The organism is Methylobacterium sp. Leaf469, assembly GCF_001424745.1.
GTDB lineage: Bacteria > Pseudomonadota > Alphaproteobacteria > Rhizobiales > Beijerinckiaceae > Methylobacterium.
The window spans coordinates 198,679-213,548 of sequence record NZ_LMRE01000045.1; the positions used below are offsets into that span (position 1 = coordinate 198,679).

Genomic DNA, 14,870 nt, shown 5'->3' on the forward strand with positions numbered 1-14,870 from the left:
ATCGAGGATTCCCGCCCCGATCTCAAGCGCCGGGGCGGTCTTTCCCGGGCGGCATTTCATCTTTGGAGGAATGACCGTCCCGGCGCCGCGGCGGGAGGCGGCCGTTCTCCGATCCCGGCCGCCCGGGGAAGATACGTTCCGTGCCCACGATCCGCGCGGGGCGTACGAGCGGCCCGTTTCCTGCTCCCCGCCTCGCCGTCTCGCTTTGTGAGGGTCCGCGAAACGGCGTAGGACGCGCGCATCGGCCCCCGTCACCCACCCGGATTCCCACGCCGATGATCAGTGCCTTCGACCTTTTCAAGATCGGCATCGGCCCGTCGAGCTCGCACACGGTCGGCCCCATGGTGGCGGCCCTGCGGTTCCGCGAGCGCGTCCGGGGCATGACGAACGTCGCGCGCATCCGGGCCGAACTGTTCGGGTCCCTGGCCTGGACCGGGCGCGGCCATGGCACCGACGTGGCCGTGGCCCTCGGCCTCCTCGGGCATGCGCCGGACCGGATCGATCCCGACGCCGTTGCGGGTCTCGTGGCGGATCCGGCCCGGGACAAGCGCCTGTGGCTCGGCGGCCCGGCCTTCGATCCCGCCCACGACCTCGTGTTCAATTTCACCGAAGTGCTTCCGCTCCACACCAACGGGATGCGGTTCACGGCCCTCGATGCGGCGGACGATTCCCGCCTCGCCCAGGTGTTCTATTCTGTGGGCGGCGGCTTCGTGGTGTCCGAAGCCGGGCCCGAGCCGGGACCGGAGGCGGCCTTTCCCCTGCCCTACGCCAGTGCGGCGGAACTCCTGGCGGTCTGTTCCCGCACCGGCCTGTCCATCGCCGCCGTGCAGCGGGCCAACGAGGGCGCGACCCGCTCGCCCGAAGCCGTGGATCAGGGCCTGGATGCCATCGCGGAGGCCATGTTCGCCTGCATCGAGCGCGGCCTGCGCCAGGGCGGTGAACTGCCCGGCGGCCTCAAGGTCCGGCGCCGGGCGCGACGCCTGCACGAGGACCTGACGGCCGGGCGCCTGCGCAACCTGCGCCCGGCCCATGAGATCGTCGACTGGATCAGCCTGTTCGCCCTCGCGGTGAACGAGGAGAACGCCTCGGGCGGTCGCGTGGTCACGGCACCCACCAACGGGGCGGCCGGCATCGTGCCGGCCGTCCTTCGCTACGCCCGCGATTTCTGCCCCGACTGGTCGGAGGCACGGGGGCGCGACTATCTGCTGACGGCCGCGGCTGTCGGCGGGCTGATCAAGACCCGTGCGTCGATCTCCGGCGCGGAGGTCGGGTGCCAAGGCGAGGTCGGCTCCGCCGCCGCCATGGCGGCCGCCGGGTTCGCGGCTTTCCTCGGCGGGTCGCCGGAGCAGGTCGAAAACGCCGCCGAGATCGCCATGGAACACCATCTCGGCATGACCTGCGATCCCATCGGCGGTCTGGTCCAGATCCCCTGCATCGAGCGCAACGCCTTCGGGGCCAACAAGGCCGTGGTGGCCGCCTCCCTGGCCCTACGGGGCGACGGTATCCACCGCGTCTCCCTCGACGAGGTCATCGAGACCATGCGCCAGACCGGTGCCGACATGCAGGACAAGTACAAGGAGACGTCCCTGGGGGGCCTCGCGGTGAACGTCTCGGCCTGCTGAGGTCGGGCCACCCGCCGGTTGCGGAAGGATACAGTGCTTTGTCGGTTGCGATCGGCACGCTTCGGCTTGCGGATGCGACGATCCGTGTCATGCCTCTGTCCGGGGCGCGACGCGGATGGCGCCGGACCGGGGATGGACGATTGTGAGCTTCGGACTTCTGGCATTACTCGACGACGTTGCGGCCCTGGCCCGGGTGGCGGCGGCCTCCCTCGACGACGTGGTCGCCCAGGCCGGCAAGGCCGGCACCAAGGCGCTCGGCATCGTCATCGACGATGCCGCCGTGACGCCGCGCTACGTCGTGGGCTTCGCTGCCGCGCGCGAGTTGCCCATCGTCTGGCGCATCGCCGTGGGGTCACTCAAGAACAAGCTCCTGTTCCTGCTGCCGGGCGCCCTGCTGCTCAGCTACCTCGTGCCGTGGGTGATCACGCCCCTGCTCATGCTGGGTGGACTCTACCTCTGCTACGAGGGCGCCGAGAAGATCCTCCATGCCTTCGTGCCGGCCTCCGATCATGCCCCCGCGGCGGCGGTCGCCACCGGCCCGCAGGATGCTCAGGCGCAGGAAGACCAGCGCGTGCGCGGCGCGATCCAGACGGACTTCATCCTCTCGGCCGAGGTGATGGCCCTCACGCTGGCCTCCCTCACCACGGAATCGACGGTGACCCAGGCGGCGATCCTCGCCGTGGTGGGCATCGGCGTGACCCTCCTCGTCTACGGCGCCGTCGCCCTCATCGTGAAGGCGGACGATGCGGGCGTGGCGCTGGCCGCCAACGACCGCCCGGCCTCGACGCTGCTGGGCCTGCGCGACGCGGGACCGGGGGCCGCCTCCGGCCCGGACCGCGCCCTGCGACCGGTGACACGCGGGTTCGGACGCGCCCTCGTGGTCGGGATGCCGTACTTCCTCAGCGGCCTTGCCATCCTCGGTACCGCCGCGATGCTGTGGGTCGGCGGCGGCATCCTGCTACACGGCCTGGAGCATTTCGGCGTCACCGCCCCCGCCCACCTCGTCCACGATGCGGCGAAGTGGATGGCCACAGCGGTTCCGAGCGTTGCCGCCGCCGCAGAATGGCTCACCACCGCAACCCTGTCGGGCCTGATCGGTCTCGTTGCCGGGGGCCTGACGATTCCCGTGGCGCAGTTCGTCCTGGCACCCCTCGTCCGGTGGGTCCGCGCTCTGTTCGGGTCGGGCAAGACGGAGCCGGCGTCGGCTGGGCATTGAGGCGAGGCTCCAACCGGCCTCAGTCGGGCGTAGGGCGTTCGATGAACGCGATGGCCCGCTCGAAGCGGGCGCGCGTCGTGGCCTCGACCCGGGAGATGCCGAGGCTGCGCGCCATGAGGCGGACTCGGTCGGTGTCCGGGGTCCCGACGGGCACGGCTTTGGCGAGGGCGACGAGCTCGGGCATCGGCGTCTCGGAATGGCCGCGCACGGCCGGATCGGCCGAACGATGGGGCCGGCTCCGGCTTGGCGCCTCGCCCGGCGGCCACAGCAGGGCGCGGCCCTCGTCGTCCGTGCGGGCGATGGCTCGGTCGATGCCATCGAGGATTGCGTCGCGGACGGGCGGGCTGACGCGGGCGATCCCATGGGCGCGACTGACGCGGCGCACGAGGACATCCTCGTAGATCGGTGCTTCGACGGCGAGGACGTGCGCGATCGCCGCTGCCAGGACCGGCCGGTAGGCGAGTTCGTGGAATCGGGCCGGTTCGATGGGCACGCCGATAGCGGCCGGATCGGCGAGGCGATAGCTCACTTGGGTCGATGGCGCCGGGTCGGGCGAAGTCGCGCGGTCGGCATAGAGCCGCGCCGGTGGAGCATCGTCGGATTCGGGCAGCGAGGCATCGGCGGAGCCACCGGTCGACGCCTCGGCCGGCGAAGGACTCGAGGGTTCGGAAACCGTGGGAACGGGCGGTTCGGCGGCCGCCGCAACCTCGGCGGCCTGCCGGCGGTCGGCACTGAGATCGTCCGTCAGGCGTGCGTGGAGCTTTTCGAGGGCGCCGCCCCCATCCATCCACCAATCCGTGCTCCAGACCCGGCGGATGCGCCAGCCGAGGTCGACGAGCACCTGCTCGCGCAGACGGTCCCGGTCGCGGGCCGTGGCCGAGCGGTGATAGGTGGCGCCGTCGCACTCGATGCCAGCGAGATAGCGGCCCGGCGCGTCGGGGTGGACGACGCCGAGGTCGATCCGGAAGCCCGAGACTCCGATCTGGGTGTGGACGGTCCAGCCCCTGGCCGCCAGCGCCGCCATCACGGCGGCCTCGAAGGGCGATTCCACGTCGCCACCGGTCGGGGCGAACGCCTCGGCGAGCGCCCTTGGGCCCCGCTCGGCGAACTCGAGGAAATGCTTGAAGTCGCGCACCCCGCGCGCACCGCTGCGGCCGAGATCGATCTGCTCGGGACGAAGGGATGCGAAGACCACGAGTTCGCGGCGCGCCCGGGTGATCGCGACGTTGAGGCGCCGGTGCCCGCCCTCCCGGTTGAGGGAGGAAACGGTACTGCCGACCCGGCCGGTCGCATCGGGTCCCACGGCCAAGGAGAACAGGATCGCGTCGCGCTCGTCGCCCTGCACATTCTCGAGGTTCTTCACGAAGACCGGCTCGTGCCAGTGGTCACGGTCGAAGTACGGTTCGAGGTCGGGGTGCGCCCGGCGCTGCTCGTCCAGCAGGTTCTCGATGAGGCGCTGCTGCTCGCCGTTGAAGGTGACGATGCCGAGCGACCGGCGCTCGACGGCGAAGGCCGGCTCGCGCAGGCGCCGGACGATCTCGGCGACGACGGCCCGCGCCTCGGGCCGGTTCACGCGAGCTCCGCCGCGCTCGTAGAGTCCATCCGGCACCAGGGTGAGGCGAACCGCACGATCGTCGGTGACGGGCGATGGGAAGGTGACGAGCCGCCCGCCGTAATAGCGGGCGTTGGAGAACGCGATGAGGCTCTCGTGACGGCTGCGGTAGTGCCAGTCGAGGTTACGCCGCGGGATGTTGGCGGCGAGGCACTCGTCGAGGATCGATTCCTGGTCGGCGACGTCGGACCCGTCCTCGATGGTGTCGACGCCCCGGTCGCCGACGTTGGTCGGCGGCAATTGCTCGGGATCGCCGACGATCACCGCCTGCCGGCCGCGCGCGATGGCCCCGATGGCGTCCCAGGGTGCGATCTGCGAGGCCTCGTCGAAGATCACCACGTCGAACGGCGTCGAATCCGGCGGCCAGTACTGGGCGATGGAGAGCGGGCTCATCATCACGCAGGGAGTCAGCCGGGTCAGCGCCCTGGGCATCTTCGCGAACAGCTTGCGCAGGGGCATGTGCTGCGCCTTCTTCGTCAGCTCGCGCGAGAGGGTGCCCCATTCGGGATCCGCGCCGAAGGCGGTGGGGGCCGGGACGCCGTCGGCGAGCCGGGCGCGGACCACGCGCTTGGCGAGATCGGCCACCCGGATGTCGGCGGCGCGGAAGCGTGCGATGGCATCCTCGTGGCGCTCGGGTAGGAAACGGGCGAGGACGGGATCATCGGAGACCACCCGGTCGATCCACCAGCGCGCGTAGGCGGCCTCGAACGCCGGCTCGGCCGCGTCGGGCGTGAGCCGGCCGGTTTCCAGTCCATCGACGAGCGGGGCGAGGCCGGCGGCACGGGCGGTCGCGGAGGCGGCCTGCCACGCGCACCACGCCTGCGCTCGGCCGAGCCCACCGGCCCAATTCGAGATCCGCCTCAGGGTGGCGTCGATCCAGTTCGGCCCCGGCTCGATGGGCTCCTGGGGGTCGTTGCGGCCGGCGAGGCGTGCCAGTGCGGCTCCGGTCCGCGTGACGGCAGCCCGGTCGCGGCCGAACGCCCGGTAGGCCCGGGCGATGCCGCCCCCCTCGGCAAGCCCCCGCCCCTCGCCCCGAACGAACCGCACAAGGTGGTCGCGCAGGGCATCGGGCCCGGCGGTCTGTGGTCCGAGAGTCTGCGGACCGAGAACCGCCACGAGCTTCTCGATCTTCTCCGCCCAATCGAGGGGCGCCTGAAACGCGTCCGCGTTTGTCTCGGGCCGGTTCCAGGGAGGCTCGAGGCCGGCAAGCTGAGCGTCCTCCGGGCACCCGGCCCGGAGATGGCGGGCGACGGCGATGAGGCCGGCGAGGTCGGCGCCGAGATCGGTCGGCATCGGACCATCCACGTACGGCTTCACCCGCGCCTCGACGCGCCTGAGCCGGCCGCCGCGCATGAGGAAGTTGGCGCCCTCTGCCGCTACCCAATCGTCGAGGAGCGCCGGCAGGTCTGCGTCGAGGAGGCCCGTGCGGTAGTGGGCCGTGAGCCGCGCCAGCCCCGCGTCCCGTGCGGCTTGGAACCGTGCGCGCGCGGCGACGGCCCGGCGCAGGTCGCCCGTGGCATCGGCCAGGAAGGCGACGCCGCACGCCGCCTCCGGGCGAACGAGATAAGCGCCGAGGACGACGAGACCCCGCGTTCCGGCCACCGTAGACAGCAGCTCCGACAGGCCGAGGTCTCGCGCGAAGGTTTGGCCACTGGCCCATAGGGCGGTCAGGGCATCCGTATGCGCTGTGATCGCCGCCGCGGTGGCATCCCGCCAGGCCGGCGACCAGTCTCTCGCCATGAGGCCCAGCAGGGGATGGCCGACGGGCGAACCGAGGGCCGCCAAGACGGGCCGCAGGTCGCGGCAGGCGGTCCGAAGCTGCGCGAGGGTGGTGGCATCGTGAGCACGGTGCTCGGGCCACGCCAGGGTGACGGGCGGGGCGGTGGTTCCCATGGAGACGACCCGGCCGAAGGCCTCGTAGGCGCTCATTCCGTTCTCGCGCCGACGATGCAGCGCAGTGACGAGGCGGTTGAGTTCGGTACGCAGGATGCCGAGTTCGCCCGTGGCGGCGCCCCACTCGGCCCGGGACGGCGCCGCGCGCTCGTGCCAGGCCTTCCGCAACTGCGCGAGCACGCTGGATTTCTGCGCCTTGGTCGAATGAACTTCGAGGCAGTGATCGCCGAGCCCGATCTCCTGCAGGCGGCGGCGCACCACCTCCAGGGCGGCGGTCTTCTGCGAGACGAACAACACCGTGCGCCCCTGTGCCAGACAATGGGCGATCATGTTGCCGATGGTCTGGCTTTTGCCGGTGCCGGGCGGGCCGAACAGCACGAAATCCTTGCCCTGGCCCGCCGCGATCACGGCGGACAGCTGCGAGGAATCCGCCGAGAGCGGCGCGAGCACCGTCTCGGGCGGGTGCTCGGCGTCGAGGCGACCCGGCTCTGGGAACGGTGTACCGTCGCCATAGGCGTGCTTCGGTGTCTCGAGGAGGTGGCGCACGACCGGGTTGCGTTTGAGGAGGTCGGCTCGGTCGACGAGATCCTTCCACATCAGGAATTTGGTGAACGAGAAGGTCGACAGGACGACGTCCGGCACGACCTCCCAGCCCTTGAGGTCACGGACGTGGCCGCGCACGGTTCGGATGATCGCGGCGACATCGATGCCGGCGCCGTCGCGCGGCAGGTCGTCCTCAAGTTCGGGCAGCGACAGACGGAAATCCTGGCGCAGCAATTCGATCAGCGTTGGATTGATGCGAATCTCGTCGTCATGCAGTGTGAGGCGGAACCCTGCCCGCGCGCTCGACCGCTGGAGGGCGACGGGGATGAGAAGCAGGGGAGCGCGGTGAGCCGCCTCGCCGGGTTTGCGCGTCCAGGACAGGAAGCCCGCGGCGAGGAACAGAATATTGGCCCCGCCTTCCTCGAAGCCGTTGCGGGCAAGGCGATAGAGATTGAGGAGACGCCGATCGAGTTCGTCCGCCGTTAACGTCGTGTGGACATCGTCGCCGGCGAGGGCCGCGGCAACCTCCTGGCGCCGGGCGTCGTCCGACCGAAACCTCGGCGCCGCATTCGTGCTTTGACCCTCGGGGGCCTCGGGCGCGGGCATGAACCGAAGGGCGTGCCCGGCGGCGAGGCGATCTTCCAGTGTGTCCGCATCCGGGCATGCGAGGGTGACGGAAGCCTTGCCGGGTCTGAAGTTCAGGAGCTTGTTGCGGAGGGTGAGGTCGAGGAGCCGGCGCTTCCAGAGTTCGAGGCGGTCGACGGGCCCGGCGGGCGTAGGTTCGACCCGGCGGATCTCCTCGTCCCGGAACGGCGGCGGATCGGACAGCCCCCTGTCCAGGGACGCGAATTCGACGGGCGGCGGATCGATCGGCCGGGCGCCGCCGAGATCGAGGGGACGGATGCCGTGTCGGCGGCAGCGCCTGATGTCGAGAGCGACATCGAGGTCGGCGGGCGCGCCCTCCTCCGCCTGGCCAGCGCCATGCTTCACGGCCGCCTCGAACCGAGCCGGCGGCGTTCGGGTCAGCAGGGTGAGCTCCACGAGGATCATGTCCTCGAGAACCCGCCGTTTGCGCAAGGTCTGCATGTCGTCGAGGACGGCGCCCGGCAGCGCCGTATCCGTCAGCCACAGGCCCACCAGGGCGTGCCCCGTCGTCAGGACGACGAGGGGGCCGAGGCCGGCTTGTTCCAGGCACGCCGCGTAGAGGAGCGACAGGTCGAGACAGGTGCCGACCCGGCGCTCCAGAATGTCGGATGGCCCCCGAACCTTCTGCCCGGTCTGCTCGAAACTCGCCGGCGGCAGAACGTAGGCGAGGCGCCGGTCGGCCAGCGCCGCCCAGATCGCTTCCGCCATTTCCCAGACCCGCGCCTTCGTGCCATCCGCGTAACCGTTCAACGCAGGGTAGCGGCCGGCCGCCCGGAGCTTCGTCGCGGCGTCCCGTAAGATGCCGTCGACGGCCGGGTCGTTGGGACGGACGAAGGCGGCGAGGAGCTCCGGGGCGCTGGCCGCCCCGCCCCAATGGGTCGGCGGCAGTAAACGCAGGGTCCGCACGGTCTCGGCCACGGCGCCGCCGGCCTCCGTCAGGCTCACGACGAGATCGAAGTGGCTCGCCTCGGTGAAGCCGGCGAGGGCGGCCGCGTCGAGACGCATGTCGGATGTCGAAACAGTGTGGCTGGCGCCAGCCGCGACCCGGTCGATTCTCAGGATCAGGGGTCGCACAACTGGCGGCCGACTCTCGATCCGCAGCGCGATCTCGCTCAGATCCGCCGCAAGGCCGTTGCGGACGACGATCTCCCGCAGCACGGGGATCGCGTTCGCATGAGCGGCAAGGCTGACGTGCTCTGCGCCCTCGCATCCGATCTCGATGAACCCGTCAGACACCGTCCGCTCCCTCCTCGGAAACGTCTTTTGGGGCTCATCCTGAGGTTGTGCAAGCGGTGCCTTACACCGTTCTCGGTGAAGGGGCGGTTTAGAAGATCACGCGGCTTCGCTGCGTTTCAAAAGCGGATTGGGCACGATGCGGGGCGGATGCCGACGGTTTTCACCGGATCTTCACATATGTAAGTCCAGAATCTCGCATGCGGACGGTGAAGCAATATCTGTATGACGAACGTGGCGCGACGGCAGTCGAGTTCGCCATCGTATCGCTTATCGCAATTCTGGTGATCGTCTTCATCCTGAGTGCGGCCCTGGTGCTTTATCTCAACCAAGTCCTCGACTACGCGACCGCTCAAGCGAGCCGGCAGATCATAACCGGTTCTGCGCAGGCCCAATCGATGGGCAGTTCGGCATTCCGGACCAGCTTGTGCAGCTATCTCCCGAAGCCGATTCCTTGCGAGAACATCGTCATCAATCTGTATGTGGTTCCGAAGGCCGGCGGCCCAGCGGGCTATTATACCTTCGTGAAGCCGGACAAGAGCGGTTTGCTGATCCCCGATTTGTCCAGCGGTTCTGGTAATTACACCCTCGGTGTTCGGGGCGACTTTCAGTATCTTCAGGTTATCTATCCGATCACGCTCCCCACCGTCGCGGTCATCTCCTGGCTGAGCGGGGGGACGGTCTACAGGGGCGCGCCGGCCTATCTCGCCGTCTCATCGGCGGCGTTCCGCAACGAGCAATTCTGATGACCCGCGGGCCACTCCACGCCACGCGGCGCTTCCTGGGTGACCGGCGCGCTGTCTCGGCCATCGAATTCGCACTCATCCTGCCGGTTTTCCTGGCCATCATGGCCGGCGGCATCCAGCTGATCACCTATGTGAACGCATCACGAAAGATCGACCTGATCGCGAGTTCGATCAGCCAGATGATCGCCCAGACCGCCCCACCCCAAGGGTCGACGATCGCCACCGTGAACAGCCTCGACCTGCACTTCAGCTTCGACGCGGCACTGGTCCTGTTTCCCTATCTCATGACGGATGCACCTCAGCAAAATCTGGAATGGTGGCAGGACATCTCGATCAACTTCGCCAGCATCGTCTTCACGCCGAAAATCCTGACGTGCCTGGCGAATTCCGATCCGACCGTCTGCTATCAGGCCAATGTCGCCTGGACGAGCATGGGGACCGCCGGCGGGAATTATCGCCCCTGCGCGATTCCGCAGAGTCCCGCCGCCGATGCCGCAGCGCCCTCGAGGACCTCGCTTCCGCGATCCGTCTTCGGACCCGATTCCATCATCGCCGTCGACGTCGTGTTTCTATTCCGCCCGACGTTCGGCGCCACGTTCATCGCGCCCGTGCGCATTGCACGCTCCATTTATCTGCAGCCGCGCTACGCCACGCAGATCAAGTACGACATCACGAACGACGATGGGATCGCTGTGAAATGTCCTGGCTTCCTGTGAACAGGCTTCGCGGTCACGGAGCGGCCCTCGTTGCTTCGCGTCGAGGCAGTATCCCGGTTCTGTTCGGCCTCAGCCTGATCCCCATCATCGGCATGATCGGTCTTGGAGTCGATTATGGGATCGCAACCAGCAACAAGACCAAGCTCGACATGGCCGCCGACGCCGCCGCCATCGCGGCGGTCGTCACGGCCAAGGCCTACATTTCCAGCAATGCCGGCCAGACCAATGTCTCGGCCAACGCACTCGCAGCCGGCACCACCAAAGCGGTCAACGCATTCAACGCCAACATGGGCAATATCACCTTCGGTCAAGTCACACTTGCAACACCTCAGGTAAGCCGCAATGCGCAAACCCTGACCGCAGTGGTGAGCTATTCGGCCACCGTCAAGAATACCATCGGGCCGATTTTTGGGACGCCTACGACGCTGATTTCAAACACGGTGACGGCCTCGGCGGATATCGCGAGCTATCTCGATTTCTACCTGCTCCTTGATGTGTCCGGCTCGATGGGGTTGCCGACCTCGGACGAGGGAATGGAAAAGCTAGCCCTCAAAAACAACGACCTGAAGGAAGACAACTACAGGCAGGGCTGCCAATTCGCCTGCCACTTTCCTGGCCGTGTCGGATGGGATCTTGCCGCGGGCAAGATTCAGCTGCGCTCTGACGCGGTCAACGATGCCGTTTGTTCACTCATCAGGAGAGCCGCCCTACCCCTCGTTCCCAACCAGTACCGGGTCGGCCTGTATCCGTTCATCAATCAAATGGCGACGTTGGCAGGGGTTACGAGCGACCTTGCGACCCTCAGCACAACCGCTCAATGCAGTAAACCCTGGCCTCTCGCTCTGACGAACCTTCTCGACACTGGCAGCACGCAACTGTTCATTAACGGAGATCCGAGCACGGGGACTGGGAGCGGGGGAACGCATTTCGAAACGGTGTTGCCCCAAATGAAATCCACAATCGCGACATTCGGCGACGGCACGGCAGCGACTTCTCGCAAACCGTTTGTGTTCCTGATCACGGATGGAATGCAGAATGATCAGAACCACTCCCTGCTGCTTGGAATCAAGCGTTATTACCCTGGCGATCCGTCAAAATTTCTCCTGTATCCCAATGCACGTTGGGATGGATCGAAGCCGAAGCAGATCGACCCATCGAAGTGCACCGACTTGAAGAATGCCGGCGCGACCGTGTCGGTGCTCTATATTCCGTACAATATCATCAAGTTCCAGGACTTCGGAGGAGATGTCGCCAGAGAAAACAATCTAGTGAACGGATTCAGCCCTGGTCTCGCGACACCATTGCGGAGCTGCGCGTCTCCCGGATTCTTCTACACGGCGAACACCCCCGCTGACATCACGGCGTCGCTCAATGCCATGTTCGATCAAGCTCTCCAGGTCGCCCGCCTGACCCGTTGATTATTGAGCGACCGCCGTTCGATCTCGATGACGGCCTCGGTATGACGCCGACGGGCCTCCCCCGGATAGTGTGTCCCGAGGCTATCCTTTTCGCGTGATTTGCCCACGAGGCCATCCAGCCGGGCTGGTACAGCCTTCCGAACGTAGTAGACACCGCTGCTGTGATTCTTCCAGGGACGACCCATTGGTAGAGGCATATGTACCAGCCGGGGCGTACGAAGCCGTTGCGTTTCAGTAACCTATCGTAATTACTGACCTTTTATCGAGACCGGCGGAAAGGGTGGGTAATCCACCACATTTTTCGAAAACAGGCCGTACGCCCTCTCGCGAACGTTCCACACGCCATTACTGGCTACGTTCATATGTAAAATACCAATCAGGGCGCCGTCTTCAAGGCGGGGTGGTGCCTCAGTTCCGGTGTTGTCATGAACGTTCGTTCACGCTGGAGGCTGTGTGAGAACGCATCGGAGGTCTGGAAGGACCTGACAGCGCGTTCCGCAGAGAAGCCGGGCTTTCCCCCGGATGGTTGCGATGAGCGGACCGGCACCGAGGATCGCGATCACTCGCTTCATGTTGTAGGCAAGAACCTGCAGGCTCATCTCACCGCCACGTTCTTCAGCCCCAGGGTCAAGAAGCGGGTCGCTCCCATCCAGGCTTTGAGGGTGCCGAAGACGCGCTCGACCGTCTGGCGCCGGTCACGCATCGCGTTCGGGTTCTCGTCGAGCCGGCGCTGGAAGGCTTCCAGCACGTGCTCATGGTCCCAACGTGTGACGCGCCGCTGCTCGGCGGGTGTACAAAGGTTTTCGATCGGGCAAGCAGGACAGGCTGACATCCAGTAGCGCCGCAGGGTCATCCCGTTCTCGACCCCCTCGAAGTGGCAGGTCAGCGTCTGGTCTGCCGGACAGCGGTATGTGTCGTCGCTCGCCCAGTAGACGAAGTCCTGCTTGCTGAAGCGGCCCTCGGCCTTCGCACGCATGTCATCGGCTGTGGCAGCGTGACCGCGATCCCCGCTCGGTCGCAGGCCAGGATCTCCTCGCCGGAGAAGTACCGGCGATCCGCCAGGACCTGGACGGTTTCCTGGTCGATGGCGCTCTGCGCCTGGCCTGCCATGTTGGCGAGTTGGATGCGGTCGTGGCCGACGTTCGTCACCTCATGGGCGACGACGAGGTGATGCCTCGTGTCCACCGCGGCCTGAACGTTGTAGCCGACGAGCCCGGTGCCCTTGCCGTTCGTCGCCATGGCCCGCGCATCGGGGTCGGTCAGCGGGATCTGTCGGTCCGGCGCGACCTCCACGAGCGTCTCCATCGCCTGCAGCGTGCTCAACCGATCCCGGAGTGCGGGAAGCCGCTCCTTCAGGCCTGGGGTTCGAAGCTGCGCCACATCGGCCTCCTGACGGTCGGTGGTATCGAGGGCCGCAAGGTTGCGCACGATGCGCGTCTCGACCTGCTCGAAGGGCCTTCAGACCGCGGCCGGGGTGAAGTTTCGGTCGCGCGTGTTCACGGCCTTGAACCGACTGCCGTCAACGGCCACGGCGCCTCCGGCCAGAAGGCCGACCTGCCGGCAGAGCATCACGAAGTGCCGGCAGGTGGCGCGAAGCGCGTCCCCGTTCTCGCGCCGGAAGTCCGCGATCGCATCGAAGTCGGGTGCAAGGCGGCCATCAGCCACATCAGCTCGACATTGCGGCCGGCCTCCCTCTCCAAGCGCCGGCTCGACGGGATCTGGTCCAGGTACCGTTCAGGTCGAGCTTCGACAGCGTCGCGGGATGATAGCCCGGTCGGCCGGTCGCGGCGGGCCTCACGCCGGCAAAGCCGAGGGCTGCGAGATCCAATTCGTCGACAAACGCTTCGATGACGCGGTTCGGGTTATCGTGCGTGACGCAATCGTCCAGGCAATCAGGAGGTCGGTCATCTTAGTGACGATCTGCAGCTTCGACAAAGCGTGTTATCCCGGGCATCCGTTGGAGAAGAAGTCTAAGACGAAGCGCATCAGATCAAATTTATATAGCTAGAAATCGCTGATCATCGTTCGATGTTTGAGCGTAAGAGATCGAACGAGCAACGACGCAGGTTTCATTGAGCTTCCTTGCGATCTTGCAACGACCAAGATGGAGGTGGTCGAAAAAGCCTGTCCACCGCTCTCCCAGACGGCCGGACAGCCGCAGCGTGGCATCCGCTTTTCACACAGCTTCGTTCGATCAACGAACCCGCTTTCGCGGGATGGGTGGCAGCTTCTAGGGCGTGTCATCGCTTGAGCCAATCGAGGGCGGCTGCGAGGGAGAGGACGCCCATGAAGCTGACGGCAGTCTTCTCGTAGCGGGTGGCGATGGCGNGTCCACCGCTCTCCCAGACGGCCGATCCAAGCCGATCGGACACCGCACTAGGGCGTGTCATCGCTTGAGCCAATCGAGGGCGGCTGCGAGGGAGAGGACGCCCATGAAGCTGACGGCAGTCTTCTCGTAGCGGGTGGCGATGGCGCGCCACTCTTTGAGCCTGGCCCAGAGACGCTCGACCTGGTTACGGTTGTTGTAGATCCAATCCGGGCAGGCCACGGGCGCTTCGTGGCGCTGAGGCGGGATCGCAGGCCGAGCGCCCATATCCCAGATGTGTTCGCGAAAGACGTGGCTGGTATAGCCGCGGTCTCCTACGACCCATTTGGGCACCCCCGGGAGTTGGTCGAGCAGGGGAACAGCGTGAGGAAGTTCATGGGCCTGACCGGGCGCCAGCCGGAAGGCGATGGCGCGGCCCTGCCCGTCGGCGATCACGCAAGCCTTGGTGCCATACCCGCCACGCGAGCGGCCAACAGCTTCACGAGCGTCTCGCTCGGCTGCAGATCCCCCCTTTTGGCGGCTCCCGCCGCCTTTTGGTGCGCCCGAACGTTCGTGCCGTCGAGGAACACCATACCGAGTTGGACACCGCGCTCCTGCACGAGGTGAAGAAGCCGCTCCCAGACGCCGGCACGCGACCAGCGGATGAAGATCTGGGCAGCCCGYCACCAGGGTCCCAATTCCTCGGGAATAGCCCGCCATTTGGCTCCGTTCTGATGCCGCCAAAGGATGGCCGAGAGCGTGCGCTGCAGATCCTGCGGAGGCGTTTTGGCCTTGGGCCGGCAGGCTTCAACCAGAGGCTCCAGATCAGCCCATTGCGCGTTGCTCAGCATCGTCCCTCCTCCATCAGAGAGACGAAAACGCAAGCCCAGCCAATCTGTTCAGGCGACGACAGGCCCTAGA

The 14,870-nt window shown here is 66.9% G+C and carries 7 protein-coding genes and 1 pseudogene; 5 read left to right on the forward strand and 3 right to left on the reverse strand.

Annotated features, from left to right (window positions below; genetic code table 11):
* The first annotated feature begins 275 nt into the window (after nucleotides 1-275).
* Together ASG60_RS21000 and ASG60_RS21005 are read left to right on the forward strand one after the other, a co-directional pair.
* Entirely contained in the window at nucleotides 276-1,622 is a 1,347-nt protein-coding gene (locus tag ASG60_RS21000) for an L-serine ammonia-lyase (protein ID WP_056387665.1), read from the forward strand.
* Between the two features lie 142 nt (nucleotides 1,623-1,764).
* Nucleotides 1,765-2,838 (forward strand): DUF808 domain-containing protein, encoded by a 1,074-nt coding sequence (locus ASG60_RS21005; protein ID WP_056174951.1) that lies wholly within the window; start codon nucleotides 1,765-1,767, stop codon nucleotides 2,836-2,838.
* 19 nt (nucleotides 2,839-2,857) lie between these two features.
* On the opposite strand, the gene ASG60_RS21010 is transcribed toward ASG60_RS21005, so the two are convergent.
* Nucleotides 2,858-8,767, reverse strand: coding sequence for a DUF3320 domain-containing protein (locus tag ASG60_RS21010; RefSeq protein WP_056387667.1), 5,910 nt, complete (start codon nucleotides 8,765-8,767; stop codon nucleotides 2,858-2,860).
* Between the two features lie 197 nt (nucleotides 8,768-8,964).
* Here ASG60_RS21010 and ASG60_RS21015 point away from each other — a divergent pair, with 197 nt between their 5' ends.
* Genes ASG60_RS21015 through ASG60_RS21025 form a run of 3 tightly spaced genes read left to right on the forward strand, consistent with a single transcriptional unit; the run spans nucleotide 8,965 to nucleotide 11,644 of the window.
* Nucleotides 8,965-9,510: a TadE/TadG family type IV pilus assembly protein gene (locus tag ASG60_RS21015; RefSeq protein WP_056174289.1), complete on the forward strand. Its 546-nt coding sequence runs from the start codon at nucleotides 8,965-8,967 to the stop codon at nucleotides 9,508-9,510.
* A complete protein-coding gene (locus tag ASG60_RS21020) occupies nucleotides 9,510-10,226 on the forward strand; it encodes a TadE/TadG family type IV pilus assembly protein (protein ID WP_056387670.1) in 717 nt (238 codons plus the stop codon). The genes ASG60_RS21015 and ASG60_RS21020 overlap by 1 nt, the downstream gene beginning before the upstream one ends.
* A complete protein-coding gene (locus ASG60_RS21025; RefSeq protein WP_056174285.1) occupies nucleotides 10,208-11,644 on the forward strand; it encodes a pilus assembly protein TadG-related protein in 1,437 nt (478 codons plus the stop codon). The genes ASG60_RS21020 and ASG60_RS21025 overlap by 19 nt, the downstream gene beginning before the upstream one ends.
* Before the next feature lie 518 nt (nucleotides 11,645-12,162).
* On the opposite strand, the pseudogene ASG60_RS21030 reads toward ASG60_RS21025, so the two are convergent.
* Nucleotides 12,163-13,532: pseudogene (locus ASG60_RS21030) on the reverse strand (IS1182 family transposase); the annotation flags it as partial.
* Nucleotides 13,533-14,030: 498 nt separating this feature from the next.
* A protein-coding gene (locus ASG60_RS22310; RefSeq protein WP_156398973.1) for an IS5 family transposase occupies nucleotides 14,031-14,800 on the reverse strand; the annotation gives its coding sequence in 2 pieces (ribosomal slippage) (nucleotides 14,031-14,485 and nucleotides 14,485-14,800; 771 coding nt in all).
* Nucleotides 14,801-14,870 lie beyond the last annotated feature (70 nt).

What these genes read in the sequence shown, in the direction of transcription:
- ASG60_RS21000 (WP_056387665.1), top strand. Translation starts at nt 276, where the DNA reads ATGATCAGTGCCTTCGACCTTTTCAAGATCGGCATCGGCCCGTCGAGC.
- ASG60_RS21015 (WP_056174289.1), top strand. Translation starts at nt 8,965, where the DNA reads ATGCGGACGGTGAAGCAATATCTGTATGACGAACGTGGCGCGACGGCA.
- ASG60_RS21020 (WP_056387670.1), top strand. Translation starts at nt 9,510, where the DNA reads ATGACCCGCGGGCCACTCCACGCCACGCGGCGCTTCCTGGGTGACCGG.
- ASG60_RS21025 (WP_056174285.1), top strand. Translation starts at nt 10,208, where the DNA reads ATGTCCTGGCTTCCTGTGAACAGGCTTCGCGGTCACGGAGCGGCCCTC.